The 15707-nt window shown below is 46.6% G+C and carries 12 protein-coding genes; 3 read left to right on the top strand and 9 right to left on the bottom strand.

The window, feature by feature from the left end:
* Positions 1-263 precede the first annotated feature (263 nt).
* Positions 264-2123 carry a BRCT domain-containing protein gene (locus tag DKW60_RS04480; RefSeq protein ID WP_109836470.1) on the bottom strand — a complete coding sequence of 620 codons (1860 nt, stop codon included), beginning with the start codon at positions 2121-2123 and terminating at the stop codon, positions 264-266.
* Between the two features lie 290 nt (positions 2124-2413).
* On the opposite strand from DKW60_RS04480, the gene DKW60_RS04475 reads away from it, so the two are divergent.
* A complete protein-coding gene (locus DKW60_RS04475; protein ID WP_109836469.1) occupies positions 2414-3346 on the top strand; it encodes an ankyrin repeat domain-containing protein in 933 nt (310 codons plus the stop codon).
* A gap of 55 nt (positions 3347-3401) precedes the next feature.
* Here the strand turns inward: DKW60_RS04475 and tatC are convergent, their stop codons facing one another.
* From tatC to hisB, 8 genes are read right to left on the bottom strand one after another with little or no spacing between them, the layout of a single operon-like run.
* Positions 3402-4622, bottom strand: a complete 1221-nt coding sequence (gene tatC / locus DKW60_RS04470) for a twin-arginine translocase subunit TatC (RefSeq protein ID WP_109836468.1) — start codon at positions 4620-4622, stop codon at positions 3402-3404.
* Complete coding sequence (gene tatB, locus DKW60_RS04465) at positions 4615-4956, bottom strand: Sec-independent protein translocase protein TatB (RefSeq protein ID WP_109836467.1); 342 nt, start codon at positions 4954-4956, stop codon at positions 4615-4617. The genes tatC and tatB overlap by 8 nt, the downstream gene beginning before the upstream one ends.
* A gap of 24 nt (positions 4957-4980) precedes the next feature.
* Positions 4981-5235 (bottom strand): twin-arginine translocase TatA/TatE family subunit, encoded by a 255-nt coding sequence (tatA, locus tag DKW60_RS04460; RefSeq protein WP_181389579.1) that lies wholly within the window; start codon positions 5233-5235, stop codon positions 4981-4983.
* 15 nt (positions 5236-5250) lie between these two features.
* Positions 5251-5574 carry a phosphoribosyl-ATP diphosphatase gene (locus DKW60_RS04455; RefSeq protein ID WP_109836466.1) on the bottom strand — a complete coding sequence of 108 codons (324 nt, stop codon included), beginning with the start codon at positions 5572-5574 and terminating at the stop codon, positions 5251-5253.
* On the bottom strand, positions 5571-6344 hold the full coding sequence (gene hisF, locus DKW60_RS04450) for an imidazole glycerol phosphate synthase subunit HisF (RefSeq protein WP_109836465.1): 774 nt from the start codon (positions 6342-6344) through the stop codon (positions 5571-5573). Before hisF ends, DKW60_RS04455 begins: the two co-directional genes overlap by 4 nt.
* On the bottom strand, positions 6344-7081 hold the full coding sequence (gene hisA, locus DKW60_RS04445) for a 1-(5-phosphoribosyl)-5-[(5-phosphoribosylamino)methylideneamino]imidazole-4-carboxamide isomerase (protein ID WP_109836464.1): 738 nt from the start codon (positions 7079-7081) through the stop codon (positions 6344-6346). The genes hisF and hisA overlap by 1 nt, the downstream gene beginning before the upstream one ends.
* Complete coding sequence (gene hisH, locus DKW60_RS04440) at positions 7081-7734, bottom strand: imidazole glycerol phosphate synthase subunit HisH (RefSeq protein WP_109836463.1); 654 nt, start codon at positions 7732-7734, stop codon at positions 7081-7083. The genes hisA and hisH overlap by 1 nt, the downstream gene beginning before the upstream one ends.
* 12 nt (positions 7735-7746) lie before the next feature.
* Positions 7747-8340, bottom strand: a complete 594-nt coding sequence (gene hisB, locus DKW60_RS04435; protein ID WP_109836462.1) for an imidazoleglycerol-phosphate dehydratase HisB — start codon at positions 8338-8340, stop codon at positions 7747-7749.
* A gap of 645 nt (positions 8341-8985) precedes the next feature.
* Between hisB and DKW60_RS24235 the strand changes: the two genes are divergently transcribed.
* On the top strand, positions 8986-9618 hold the full coding sequence (locus tag DKW60_RS24235) for a 3D domain-containing protein (protein WP_245929582.1): 633 nt from the start codon (positions 8986-8988) through the stop codon (positions 9616-9618).
* A 215-nt stretch (positions 9619-9833) separates the two neighbouring features.
* Positions 9834-15680: an Ig-like domain-containing alpha-2-macroglobulin family protein gene (locus DKW60_RS04425; protein ID WP_109836461.1), complete on the top strand. Its 5847-nt coding sequence runs from the start codon at positions 9834-9836 to the stop codon at positions 15678-15680.
* Positions 15681-15707: the final 27 nt, after the last annotated feature.

The following is a 15707-nucleotide window of genomic DNA, read 5'->3' as shown; positions in this document are numbered from 1 at the left end:
AAATAACAACTTAGTGATGGGCTTTCAGTTGATCAATATTCAAACGATATTCGGTCGTTTAGTTTTTTGTCGTGTACAGAGCTCCTAGCTATATGTTTTTGAATTGAGTGTATTGTGTCATTCGCAACTGACACTAGTCTGGCAGTAAAATGACATTACTGACATCTTCAAAATATATACCTAAGCAACTGTTTTATATACACTAACATATATAATATGTTTACTCCGGGTTAACTATAAAATCACCCTGAATACATAATAACCTAACCAATCAACATCATATAATCAGCTTCAGTCATTACTTGCGTGCCGAGCGCCTCTGCCTTCTCTATTTTTTTTGCGCCAACCTTCTCACCAATTACCAGAATCTCGGTTTTCTTATTCACGCTACTTTGAACATTAGCACCCAACTTACGGGCATTTTCCTGCATTTCAGGCCGTGGCATCTGCATAGAACCGGTAAAGACGATGTGTTTACCACTGATAGGGCTCTCTACGGCCTCTACAGGCTCATCTGAGAGCAAATTAAAGCCTAGGCCTATCATCGCCTCAATGACCGGCCAGCGTTGCGCTAGCGAGCGAGGTATCGCCTCAGCAGTGATTTCTCCAAACCCGGGAATCTCAATCAGTTGCTCACTGGTCAACGCATGCAAAGTTTCCAGCTTGTGTACACGCAAGAGTTTTCGAGAATCACCCCGACCCAAATGCTCAATGCCAAATGCTGCCAGCAAACGCCAATCCTCGACGGCTTCAGTTCTGGAACGCTCCAACTGCTCTACTAAGTTAGTCGCTTGCTTAGCACCAAACCCCATTGCTTCAAAATCTGCTGCTTGCTGTTGGTAGATGAGTGGTAATTCGCGAATATTGTTCTCCACCAACACTGCAATAGTTCGTGGACCAAACAAATCAACATTACCCAACACACTAAAGAAGTGCAGAAGACGCGCTTCAATCTGGGCAACACACTCGTCACCTTTACAGACCAGGAAATCACGCTCCATTTCCGCCGGTGCATCACAGGCAGGACAGGTGTCAGGGATAATGGCTGCTTCGCCTTCACTAATCACGCCCAGTAACTTCGGTATCACCTCACCACTGCGGACAATTTCGATCTGCGCACCAATGCCAACGTTTAAATTTTTAATATTGCCGGCATTGTGTCCGGTGACATTGGAGATATCAGCCCCTGACAGATTGATGGTTTTTACATTCAATACCGGTGTGATGCGTCCGGTACGTCCGGTTTGCCAGGTAATTCCCTCAACCGTTGTAGTCGCTGTCTCACCTTTCAGTTTCTTGGCTATTTGCCAGTTATGGTGGTGATTAGTCGACCCCATTGACTCGCGCAGTTCCGGATTTAATACATCAATCACACTACCATCAACCGGGTATTCACAGTCATTTTCAACCTTTGCACACAGCGCTTCAACGTTGTTTCTTAAAGCCTCGGTATCACATAGCTCATTATTGAGCTGAGAATACGGCACAAAGCGAATCACTTTATCCTGCATTGCCTCAACCGCTTCCTTACTCAGCGTGTCTGCACCGATCAAGCCGGTGACAAAATTACGCGGATGGGAAAACTGGTCACTCAGGTTCTCATTAAAGTAAGCGCTGCTTATGACAATTTCACCAATACCGGTATTTTCACCACCAACGGTCACCAGACCACGCTGTAAATTACGCGTGATGTCATTCCCAAGCTGCCCGTTACCACGAGTGGCCAGAATGTTGTCGCTGTAATTTGCCGCCATGCCATCCAGCTTGGGTGTTATGCGGAAAGATAACGCTGACTCTTCAATGCCTAGCTTGTTAGCAAACTTGATGACACGCGTCACAAAGGCAGTGATTTCTTCTTGTGTATACGCCTTGTCCGTCGACAACATTGGCGTGGTGTGACGCACCTTTTTACTACTCGTACCTTCGATGTCAGCCTCAGGCTCGACAGCACTCAGGTAGGGATGATCAGGATCACGTAAACGGAGTTCTTCCAAATAAACCTGATCATAAGTCGCATCTGTAATCAATGGCTGACCACTTCTGTAGGCTTCATTGGCTTGCTTTAGAAACGCAACTAATTCTTCTGTACCCATCTCTGTGGCGGGTTTTATCGCTTGGCTCACGCGCAACTCTCCGGTGCATTTTTATTAGTTGGCTATACTACCATTAAACGGTTAATGATCACGGTGTGATGGACGCGCAGATTTGACCAAAGGTCAGAAGTGTTATTTATCGTTTAGGTAAATTCTATTTACTTGTTTAGTCTTATAACATGTTGCTAATATACAACATTTGTTTAGCGTAAATAAAACAACGATATTAAGACATCTGATCTTTTGAATGGATTCAGTTATTAGTTGTCTAGCCTAGTAATTACGTACACGGCTTCTCAGATCGGAGAGCATTTCCCCCAATGCCTATAAATCAGAACTTTTCAGCTCAGTTGATGGGAACACTCTTGTTAGCGGGTTTTGCTGGCAAGACCTATGCTGTTGAATGTACTGACTACGCCAAACGCAGTGTTGCCCAGCAAGAGCAAAATGTTTTCAACCTGTGTGGTTTCCGGGGATCTAACTGGTCAAATGACTTTCAACGCTGGAATCGCGAGTGCCAGTCGATGAGTAGCAAAGATGTGCAAAGTCGTCTGACAATGCGTGACCGCTTCTTATCAAATTGTCCCACTCTCAATTACGCCGGCGTGGGACGTAACCGCCAAAACAAACTGTCACTCGCCTTACTTCGTGCAACCGAAAAGCAAGATATACGTTTGGTTGAGACACTAATTAAGGAAGGCGCTAATCTTGCCGTACAACCGCCCTGGTTGCTGTCTTCACCGCTGTATATCGCGACCATTAAGAATGATTTGAAACTAGCACGACTGTTAGTGAAACATGGTGCAAAGCCGTACTTTTTAGCAAAAGGTGAAGAAAGCTTACTCAGCTTGCTGATCAAACAGAAAGATACCAATTATGCTTTTCTGGAATTCTTATTGCAGAACAAGGCGAATCCTAATGTGGCTGCTAATGGCAAAGAGGCAGAGTTCCCAATCGCAATTGCAGCGATGATGGGAGATTTTCGGGCGGTCTCACTGTTACTAGCCTACAAAGCGGATCCAAATCGCTATATCGGTCGCCCTGCCATACAAATGGCTGTCGAACAGGATCATTACCCAATTGTTCGCATACTCATCAAAAACGGCGCTAATCCCAATCTGGGGATGGACGGTAAGGTTTGCTTTGGAACGATGGCGCTGGATTTGGCATTCAGAAATGCCAGAGATAGGGTGATTGACCTGTTACTGGATAATCATGCGCTGTCTTCACGAGAGTGCAAGGCGCAAAAATAACATGCAAACACGACGACCAGGCGCGATATTTAGCCTGATCGTCGTCAGTTGTTACTTATAACGACTTATCATCACCGGACTTATCAGACTCAGATTGATCATCCGTGTCTGTTGATAATGCAGCATCTTCAGATTTTGCTTCTTCGATGTCTGATTCGACTTTTTCAATCAGTTCCGCTTCTGAATCAGTCACTTTGCCAGCCAGCTCAGCATCCAATGCTGCCTGCTCTGCCGCAAACTCTTCCGCTTCGATCGCATCCAGTTCAGCATCCAGATCTTCTTCAGAGCGAGGATTATACTCTTCAAACGCTTCGTAAGCACGCTGCTCCTCAGCGTCAGTGTAGTCTTCACCAGACTCATCGCTGTCAGACCACAAAGCATTCGCTTGATCGGCAATACTGGTCGCCGCTGCAGTACCTGCCACTGCACCCGCCGCTTTAGCCGGACTGCGGTCTAAACTATCATCACCTGCCTCTAGCGCTTCAAGGTCCGCTTTTTCACGAGCCTCTTTGTTCATGGTTTCACGCGCTTCACCGGCTTCTTTAATGCGTTGGTTAAAGAACTTGCTCAGGAATAAGCCCAACTCAAACAGCAGCCACATCGGTACAGCCAGCAGAATCTGAGAAATCACATCCGGTGGGGTCAGAATCATACCAACCACAAACGCACCAACAATCACGTAAGGGCGCTTCTTAGCAAGACTTTCTGCGGTGGTAGTACCTGTACTAATGAGGAGAATAGTGGCAATTGGCATTTCAAAACTGAAACCGAAGGCGATGAACATCATCATCACAAAGTCGAGATATTCCCCAATGTCCGGGCTGTAGACAGCTGATTCCGGTAAGAACATTGGAATCACGGTGAACATCATTTTCAACAGTACGAAGTACGCGAACAGCACCCCGAGATAGAATAAGATGACACTGGAACCCAACAGCGGAACAACTAAGCGCTTTTCATGCTTGTATAAGCCCGGTGCGATAAATTGCCATGCCTGATAAAACACATAGGGTAGTGCAATCAGGAAGGCCAGCATCAAGGTGAGCTTGTAGGGAACCAGAAATGGCGCTGCCACACTGATACTGATCATCTGTACGCCAGTATTAGTCAGTGGTGCTGCAAAGATGTCATAGACGTGTTTAGCGAAAGGCGCGAGGATGATAAACACAGCACCTACAGCAATCACCATTCTCAGCAAACGGTCACGCAACTCGATCAGATGTGAGACAAAGCTCGTTAGTTTTGAATCTTCCGCGCTAGTTTCAGTATTACTCATCGTGTTTCGCTTTGCTGACTGGTTTCATAGCATCGTCAATACCGGACTGAATGCTGCTTTTGACATCTGCTGCCTGCTGACCAAGATCTTTAGTGGTATCGTCCATCAGGTTACGCAGCTCATCAATTTCCTTTTTCTGGCTTTGCAACAACTCGCGCATTTCACTGGCGTTTATTTCACGCTCAATGTCCGCCTTGGTGGTGTCCACAAACGCACGCGCCTTACCAATCCAGCTACCCACTTTTCGGGCAACACCGGGTAAACGCTCAGGACCAACTACCAGCAACGCAATTATGCCGACAATAAGGACTTCAAGAAAACCTGCGTCAAACATGGCAATACCTGTCTAAGAGGGGTTTTAAACTTTGTCTTGGTCTTTCACTTTTACTTCTGCGTCGATCACCGTTGGGTCGTCTTTTGTTACTTTCTCAACAGCGTCATCCACCTTGTCCTCAACGCCATTCTTAGCATCGCTCATGGACTTCTTGAAGTTTTTGATCGCTCCACCGAGGTCACCACCGGCATCACGCAGACGCTTAGTACCAAACAAAACTAATACAATGACCAGAATGATCACCAGTGACGCTACGCTAGGCATACCAATAGCTAACATTATTTTCTCTCCTAATTAATCGTTTTTACGGCTGGCTTTTTCCACCAGTCCGGATGTACCAAAGCGGCGCTGGAGCTCCTCCAACACTGCATCGGGATGTAAATTTTGTTCTGCCAGAAGCACCATGGTGTGAAACCACAAGTCAGCTACCTCATAGACAATTTTGTCAGGCTCGCCATCTTTAGCGGCCATGACGACTTCAGTGGCCTCTTCACCTACCTTTTTCAAGATAGCATCGGTGCCTTTGTGGTAAAGCTTCGCCACATAAGAGCTATCAGGCGCTGCGGATTTACGCGCTTCTAAAACCGCCGCTACTTCACTCAGTGTATTTTGTGTCATAGCCGAACCTCAATGCCCTGATCAGCCATATATTGCTTGGCTTCACCGACGGTATATTCTGCGAAATGGAAAATACTCGCGGCCAATACTGCGTCCGCGCCGCCCTGTGTTACACCATCGGCTAAGTGCTGTAAATTGCCCACACCGCCGGATGCTATCACCGGAATATTAACAGCATCGGTGATGGCTTTTGTTAAGGGAAGATTAAATCCTGCCTTTGTTCCATCGCGATCCATACTGGTCACGAGTAATTCACCCGCGCCGTAGTCAGCCATTTTCTTGGCCCATTCCACGGCATCGATACCTGTGTCACGACGTCCGCCATGGGTAAAGATATCCCAACGATCCGGTTCGCCTTCTTCACTGACTTTCTTGGCGTCGATAGCAACCACGATGCACTGAGAACCGAAGTAGTTGGTCGCCTCACGCACTAATTCAGGGTTATGGATGGCTGCTGTGTTGATTGATACCTTGTCCGCGCCTGCGTTCAACATACGGCGAATATCTTCTAATTCGCGAATACCGCCACCCACTGTCAGCGGAATAAACACTTCAGAAGCGATTTTCTCTACCATGTGAACGGTCGTTTCACGATCATCTGAGCTGGCAGTAATATCAAGGAGGGTAATCTCATCGGCACCTTCGCGGTTGTAACGCGCCGCGACTTCAACCGGATCACCTGCATCGCGGATATTAACGAAGTTAACGCCTTTAACCACTCGCCCATTATCAACATCTAAGCAAGGGATAATGCGTTTTGCCAGACCCATTAGCTAGCCACCGAGTCTACGTATTGTTGTGCTTCAGCCAGGTCAATCGTGCCCTCGTAGATCGAGCGACCCAGAATAGTTCCGCTAACACCGCGAGACTCAACCTCTAATAAGCCTTTAATATCGTCCATATTCGTCACACCACCAGAAGCGATGACCGGAATAGAGATGCTTTCAGCTAGTCGCACGGTCTCATCAATATTTACACCCTGCATCATGCCATCACGCGCTATATCGGTATAAACAATGGCGCTCACACCAGCTTTTTCGAATTTCTGTGCCAAATCAATCGCTGAGGTGGTTGATTCTTCAGCCCAACCATCGGTAGCAACCATGCCATTCTTAGCATCAATGCCCACGATGATATGACCGGGGAATTTCGCACACAGATCAATCACGAACTGTGGGTCCTGAACCGCTTTAGTACCGATTATGCAATACTGAACACCTGCATCTAAATAAGCCTGCACCGTTTCTTCATCACGGATACCACCACCAATCTGGATCGGCAGATCAGGGTAAGCCTGAGCAATCGCCTTAACTACTTCACCGTTGACTGGCTTGCCTTCAAAAGCACCGTTCAAATCAACAAGATGCAAACGCTTAGTACCGGCATCTACCCAGCGTGTCGCCATATCAACAGGGTTATCAGAGAACACCGTAACATCATCCATCAAGCCCTGACGCAGGCGTACACACTTTCCATCTTTTAAATCAATCGCGGGGATCAATAACATTAGCTTTGCCCATCCCATTGGGTGAAGTTTCTTAATAATTGCAGGCCGTCATCCGCACTTTTTTCGGGATGCGACTGAATAGCGAACACATTGTCTTTAGCGATCGCACTAGCGTATTCGATGCCATATTCCGTGGTTCCGGCGATAATGGATTTATCGTCCGGCTCTACAAAGTAGCTATGCACGAAATAAAAACGACGACCCGACTCAATGCCTTTCCACAAAGGATGATCCTGAGCATGTTCGATACGATTCCATCCCATCTGCGGGATTTTCAAACGCTCACCTGCTGCATCGCGACGACCAATCACGCCTTCAAAATGGCGCACCTGACCCTTGTAGATGCCCATGCAATCCACACCGTCATTTTCTTCGCTTCGCTGCATCAGCACTTGCATACCCATACAGATACCGAGAAACGGTTTGGTCTTTGCTGCTTCTGAGACTACCTCAATCAGCTCACATTTCTGCAACTCACTCATACAGTCACGTGCCGCGCCTTGGCCGGGGAAGACCACGCGGTCAGCATTTAGCACATCATCTGCGCTGGAGGTGATTTTGACTTCAGTATTGGCAGGCGCAACGTGCTGCAAGGCCTGAGTGACCGAGCGCAGATTGCCCATGTTGTAATCTACAACCGCAATAATTGACATGAATCGTAGCCCTTACAACGCGCCTTTAGTCGATGGGAGAATGCCTTGCATTCGTGCGTCGTGCTCAGTCGCCATACGTAATGTGCGGCCAAACGCTTTAAAGATTGTTTCAGCGATATGGTGAGCATTGCGGCCACGTAGGTTATCAAGGTGTAGTGAAACCTGTGCGTGGTTAACAAATCCCTGGAAGAATTCGTGGAATAGGTCTGTATCGAAGGTACCGATGTGGCTACGCTTATAGTCAACCGTATCGATCAGTGAAGGGCGTCCACAAAAATCGATCACTACACGTGACAGTGCTTCATCTAATGGCACATAAGCGTGACCATAACGACGGATGCCTTTCTTATTACCGATAGCCTTAGCAAATGCCTGACCCATAGTAATACCGATATCTTCAACAGTGTGGTGTGCATCGATGTGCAAATCACCCTTTGCCGTGACTTCAAGGTCAATCATGCCATGGCGGGCAACTTGTTCCAGCATGTGGTCCAGAAATGGGATATCTGTATCAAATCGCGCCTTACCGGTGCCATCTAAGTTCACGGAGACCGTGATTTGTGTTTCCAAAGTATCGCGCTCAATGGTTGCGGTACGTTCTGCCATAATCGTCATGCCTTCAATAATATCGCCACATGATAGCACAAGATATTGGGCTGATAACCCTCACACTGCTGATCATTGACTGCTAATAATAGCTATTAATATGGTTCTGATCAGACAAAATGCAAGGGTTGGTGATGCGCTTTGACTGTCCTCACCTTTGACGGATATTCTACGGCAGGAAAGTGGCAATTTCAGGGCATGCAATCAATACGAACAACATCACGGCCACAACTGACTATTTACCTTAGTGCAGCCAAAGTTTTCATTCCATTCATCTGATTGCATCCTTCAAAATGAACCTTTCCCAAAACACACTGGTCATTTAATACTGTTCTGGTTGCGACGGATTGCGATCAGTTTACGCGAGGGAAATTGGGACTAAAGATTCCGACTATTGGGGCAGGCATTTTCACTATTTTGTTATGGTGCGTTGCAGCATTTTTATTTGGGTAAAATGATAAGTTTTTGATGAACTGATTTTAAGAAAGTTTAAAATAAGTTTTATTGGTTATTTTATATACTTAAAGGTTATTTTTTATACGTTAAATCCGATAAAATCAACTTGTATCAAAAATTTTACCGCTATAAGCTTTGCGCTCTTTTGGTTTGGAAGCCCTCGCTAAGATAATCTGGGCTTTAGAGTTTATGAATGTTTTATCTGTTAAGCGTTCGTTAGTATTGGTATTAATTGCAGTTCTTTTACCATTCGCGAACGTCGGTTTTGCCCAGGCAAAATCGGAAACCTACGACACCAAGCAACTGATTCGTGATGTTGCTATTCTTTACCGGAAACACAAGCTGGCTGAAGCAGCTAAACCAACACCTTCTACAGATGTCGCAGTTAAAGACACCAAGAAGAAAAAAGTGGTTACTGCTAAAAAATCAGTGAAGCCCAAAGTTTCCAAGAAAAAGCGTAAGCCAACGACATTGGCAAAAAGCAAGAAATCTACATCTTCTGCTAAGTTCAAGAAGCAAATGACCGTAACGGCTACTGCTTACACTTCTCACGTTAATCAAACGGACAGCACTCCTAATATTGCAGCTTGGGGCGATCGCCTGGAGCCAGGTATGAAGGTCATTGCTGTATCTCGTGATATGTTGAACAAATATGGCTTGAAGCATCGCTCCAAGGTTCGTATTAAAGGCCTGAAGGGTGAGTACGTTGTTCTGGATAAAATGAACAAACGTTGGAAAAAGAAGATCGATATCTATATGGGCATGGATTTAAAAAAGGCCTACAAATGGGGTCGCCGCAAGGTTGAGCTTCAGTGGAACTAATGAGTTAGTTCAGAAAGGATTCTGAGAAAGAGCCCCTGCTTTATGAGCCGGGGCTTTTTTGTGTCTGCATGTTTTGCATGGCAATAATTACAAAAAGCAAACATGGGCGTCACAATTTGCTGCTATATTAAGAAAGGGCAGCAGGTATAAATGGAACAAAAACAACTCCACCTGCTCGAAAAAGATAACATTCAAAGCTTGTAAGGGAGTTTGAGATGATATTACGTCGTAGGATTTTACCAGCGGCATTGTCGCTATTAGTCGGGTTTGGACTTGCTGGTTGTGAAGGTGTTGATGCCGAAACGGAAGTCACTGAAACCACAAGCGAGCAAGTTGATGTGGCTACGCCTGATGCTGTCACACCAAAAGCAGCGTTTAATTGGGCTGAAGTCAGTGGCAGACACACCGAGGGCATGGTTGCCCGTCATTCTCCGATCCGCATTAAGTTTAATCGCGACGTGGTCAACGCTGACAGAGTCGGTACAAGTGAAAAGAACATCATTCAAATCAGTCCTAAAGTTGCTGGTGCTGCAACTTTTGTCTCTCCAACCGAACTCGTATTCGTTCCTGAAAATCCCTTAGAATCTGGCGCTCAGTATACCGTTGATATCTCTCCGGATGATTTAAAAGATATCCCGGCGAATGCTAAACCGTATCGCTTCCAGTTCAGTGTCGTTCCTCTGAAATTTGAAGTGACAACAAATGCGCTGCTGGCTGCTGCCGATACAGGAAGACGCATGACGCTAACCGGTGAGTTATTGACGTCTGACAAAGTCATGCCGGATGCTGTGAAGCAGATGCTAAAAGCCAGCTTTCAGAACAAGCCTTTGGAGGTTAACTGGGCATTTTCTGATAATGGCAAACAGCACCAGTTCACTATTGAGAATATCGTACGTGAGACCTTTGCTAGTGACGTCACGCTCAACTGGGATGGCTCACCTATCGGCCTGAAACAACAGGCTAAACAAGAAATTTCGGTTCCTGTACTGAATCAGTTTGATGTCATCGATGTCGCAGTGATTCATAACGTAGGCACTAATCCGTATGTGCAAGTCGGTTTTTCTGATCCTTTGGATAGTTCAGTCAATCTGCAAGGACTGATTCAAATCAAAGGTCAGGAGTACGAAGAGGATAAAAAGTTTACCGTCAGCGCTGAAAGCAATCTGATTAAGATTTTCCCCAAAGAAAATTTATCCGGTAGTTACACCATCAATATCAACCCCGGTGTTCGTAGTGAGGGCGGCAAGTCACTGACAAATCAATTGTCGCGTGAGGTGGAGTTCGACCTGCAAAAACCGCAAGTCGCTTTCGTTGGTAATGGCTCAATCATGCCACAGGACAGTCGTTTAGAAATACCGTTTAAAGCAGTCGCTGTCAATGCAGTCGAGGTCACAGCCTTTGAAATCTACCCTGATAATATGGGGCAGTTCTTACAAGCTAATAGCATTAACGAGAATGAAGAAACGGGACGTGTCGGGCGTTATTTATGGCGTAAAACTTTGCCGCTGAATGCTGCAAATTATGATCAGTGGAATAATTATTCGATTGACGTGACGGACATGATGAAGGAGCACAACGGTAGCCTGATCCGTCTTGAGCTTGAAGTGAAACGCCAACACTCAACCTACGAATGTGGGGCAACTGCGCCAATTAATACGAATCCGGTCCCATTATTCAACTCAGAAGATGACGGCAGAACATTACCCAGCGGCTGGGATGGCATAAGCGAGTGGTCAGAAAACAACTACAATAATTACAATTGGCAGGAGCGTAACGACCCCTGTAAGGACTCGTATTACGTTGACCATGAAGACATGGTGACAGCTAAGAACAACTTCATTGCCAGCAATATCGGCCTGATTGCCAAGCAAGATGGACATGGTAATTTACATGTCATCTCAACAGACTTACGCGATGCCACACCACTCACCGGTGCTGAGCTGACAGTGCTTAATTTTCAGGGCCAGCAAATCGCTACCGGAACGACTGACCGGGATGGCTTTTCCAATATCAAACTGGATAACATACCGTTTCTGTTAGTGGCGAAGAAGTTTTCTGACACGGCTTACCTAAAGCTCAATGCCCGTACCAGTTTGACTGTGAGTCATTTTGATGTAGGTGGTAAAAAACTTGAGAAGGGTCTCAAGGGGAGTATTTACGGAGAGCGTGGTGTATGGCGTCCGGGCGATCAAATGTACCTGACCTTTGCGCTATTTGACAAAGATAACAGCCTGCCAGATAACCACCCCGTAACAATGCAATTGATTGACCCTCGTGGGCGTGTAGCGGCAACCAAAACCAGTACAAAGTCAGTCGGTGACCTGTATCCCTTTGTGTTTAAAACCAATGAGAAAGACCCGACCGGTAACTGGATTGCACGTGCACATTTGGGTGGCAGCCGTTTTAGTAAAAACTTAAGCATTGAAACAGTTCGTCCCAATCGCCTGAAAGTAGAGTTGGACTTTGGGGCTGAGACGATTTACAAGGCTGACGGTACTCCCAAAGGTACCTTGAGTAGTCAATGGTTACATGGTGCAACAGCTCAAGATTTAAAAGCAGATATCTCTGTGCGGTTCAGCCCAAAGACCACCAAATTTACACGCTTTAGTGATTATAGTTTTGATGATCCGGTGCGTGAATTTAGTGCGGGTGAGTCAGCCGTTTTGGAAGGTCGTCTGGACAAGAACGGCAAGCTACAGTTTGCTAAAGACTTTGCACCAAAGACACTGCCACCCGGTATGCTCAATGCGCGGTTTACCAGTCGTGTGTTTGAGAACAGTGGTGCATTTAGCATTAGCCAACAATCGATCGATTATCATCCCTACGAGAACTACATCGGCATCAAGCTTCCCAAAGGTGATGCTGAACGAGGCATGTTACTCACCGATACCAAGCACACCGTTGAACTGGGTAGTCTGAATGCCAAGGGTGAACCTGTTAGCTTGAATAAAGTGAAGGTGTCACTCTACAAAATCGACTGGAAATGGTGGTGGGATAAGTCATCAGAATCATTAGCACGCTATGCGGACAGTGAGAACGCTGCCAAGCTTAAAGAAAGCATCGTTAACACCAAAGATGGGGTCGGCCAGTGGGACTTTGAAATTAAGTACCCTAGCTGGGGGCGCTATCTGGTGCGCGCATGCGATTTAAATGGCGAGCACTGCAGCGGTAAAATTGTGTATGTGGACTGGCCTGGTTGGGCTGGTCGCGCTCAGGAAGAAGGGAGTGGTGCCGCCAGTCGCCTGAACCTGTTTACTGATAAGCAGGCATATTTAGTGGGTGATAAAGCCGTCGTCCAATTACCAGCCGCTACTGAAGGTCGTGCACTCCTGACGGTTGAAACAGGTAGTGAAATTCTCAGCCAACGTTGGATTGAGTTTACAGAGAAACGAACGAAAGTTGAGTTGCCCATTACCTCGGCGATGGCACCTAATGCTTACGTTCACATCACTTTACTACAACCCCACAAAGGTAAGAAGAACGAACGACCTCTGCGACTCTATGGCATCGTGCCTATAGAGGTCTCTGATGAGGCGACTTATCTCAAGCCGGTCATTGAAGCAGCCAGTGAATGGAAGCCTGAAACGAAACAAATGATTAAAGTCTCAGAAAAGAATGGCAAGGCGATGAATTATACGCTGGCTGTCGTTGATGAGGGACTCCTTGGGCTAACCAACTTTAGTACGCCTAATCTACACCGTGAGTTTTATGTTAAAGAGGCTTTAGGCGTTAAAACCTGGGATTTATATGACTCAGTAGTCGGTGCATATAGCGGCAGTTTAGAACGAATGCTGGCAATTGGCGGTGGTAAGGCGGAGTTAAACCCAGATGCTAACCGCAAGCGTCGTTTCCCGCCCGTTGTCAAAGTACTCGGACCATTCACACTCAAAGCGGGCGAAACTCGTAACCACGAGGTTCAGCTCCCCCCTTATATTGGCGCTGTTCGCGTGATGCTGGTCGCTGCGAATAACGGTGCATTTGGGCGCGCTGAAGAGGAGGTGTTTGTTCGTCAACCACTGATTCTACAAGCCAGCCTCCCTAAGGTATTAGGCACAGAGGAAACCTTTGATGTTCCTGTGACGTTGTTTGTGACGGATGATCAAATCAACGATGTTACGCTCGAAGTCTCTGCGGATGACTATTTTGAAGTCGTCGGTGACGCCTCGAAGACCTTAACCTTTGAGAAAACCGGTGAACAGCTTGGGTTTATCCGCTTAAAGACCAAACAGTATGTTGGTCGTGCAAAGTTGACATTTATGGCCAGTAGCGGCGAGCATCGTTCTGAGTCGGAAATCTACATCGATGTTCGTCGTCCGAATACCCAGACAACGCGTGTTGTTACACAAGCAGTTGATCCGGGAAAAACATGGACACACGACTTTAAGCCTTATGGGCTACGAGGCACTAATAGTGCATCGTTAGAGATTTCCGCTGTGCCGCCATTGAATTTGGACCGACATCTTCAATACTTATTGCGCTATCCGCACGGCTGTCTGGAGCAGACAACTTCTGCTGCCTTCCCGCAGCTGTATATCAATCGCATGATGACGCTGAGCGATGAGCGCAATAAAGCGATCGATGCACACGTCAGTGCGGCCATTGAGCAGATGCGTAAGTTCCAGACCGTGCAAGGTGAGTTCAACTACTGGCCCGGCGCTGACTCTCACAATGCCTGGGCGAGTATTTATGCCGGACACTTCCTGGTTGAAGCTAAGAAACTCGGTTATAGAGTGCCACCAACAGTGTTAGCAAATTGGCTAAATTACCAAGGCTCTGCTGCACAACGTTGGGAGCAAAGCGAGACTAATGACTCTCATACGCAGGCCTATCGTCTGTATGTATTAGCACTCGCAGGCAAACCACAAATGGGTGCCATGAACCGCTTGCGTGAATCACAAACACTGAGAGTGAAAGCGCGCTGGATGTTAGCCTCAGCTTATCAAACTGTCGGGCAGGCAGAAGCTGCCTCCAGTGTTATCGAGGGCCTACAAGCCGTTGTTGAAAAAGACGTGAAACGTGATGAAACCTTCAGTTCCCATCTCGGTGATTTAGGGATTCAGCTTGAGAATATGGTTGCTTTAGATAAGCGTGATGGCGCCAGTTTAATTTTGGAGCAAATCGGTGAATTACTCGGTAAAGATGAATTCCAGAGCACACAGGGTATTGCATGGGCATTAATGGGCGCATCACGTTACTTGGGTGATGATAAGCAAATATTCACTGCAAACTACACACTAGGGCAGTTTGGCTCGCGTAAAGTGGACAGCGCTAAACCATTATTTGCCAGCAACCTAAGCGCGACTCAGGCATCACCGTTAGCCATCAGTAATACCAGTGGCGTACGTCTGTATGCGAGTGTCATTTCACATGGTGTTCCTGAAACAGGCCAAGAGCAAAGCATGAGTAAAGGCCTGACGTTAACCACTAACTACGAGGACAACAAAAAAGACAGCACACTAGACTGGGGTAATCTGCCCAGTGGCAGTAAGATTGCACAGGGTACTGATGTCAAAATCTCCGTGTCTGTTAAGAATGATCATACGGATAAAGCGGAATATCTGGCGCTGACTGTACCGGTTGCCGCTGGCTGGGAAATATTGAATGATATTGAGCAGTCGAGTACCTCTACCGCTTATACCCATAGGGATCAGCGAGATGATCGCATTATCTACTACTTTGATTTGAATAAGGGTGAAGAGAAAACCTTCACCTTAGTCGCAAATGCATCTTATCTTGGTCAATTTTATGTACCAGCGGTTAGTGTTGAAGCTATGTATGACGGTCATTTACAGGCCCGTGAACGTGGTAAGTGGGTTGATGTTGTTAAACCAGAAGAGATAGCGGCTCAACCACAAACGAAAACCAAGACGATCACCGCTCCAAAAGCTATCTTGCATGATGGTAGTAGTGACGAGCAGGCGACTAAGATGTATGTGATTGCCGGAGACAAAGTCACCGTACTCTCTGAAGTAAAAGCTGCTGACGGCACACTTTGGTATTTCATCCGCTTTGCAGGGACTAAGGTGCTTGAAAAGTGGATAAAGGCTGAAACCACTGAGTAAGCCGGCTTTTATGAAGCAACAGTAAAG

Source organism: Leucothrix pacifica, from assembly GCF_003172875.1.
GTDB classification, from domain to species: Bacteria; Pseudomonadota; Gammaproteobacteria; order Thiotrichales; family Thiotrichaceae; genus Leucothrix; species Leucothrix pacifica.
The sequence above is the reverse complement of the archived record's forward strand: the minus strand, read 5'-3'. Positions and strand labels throughout refer to the sequence as shown.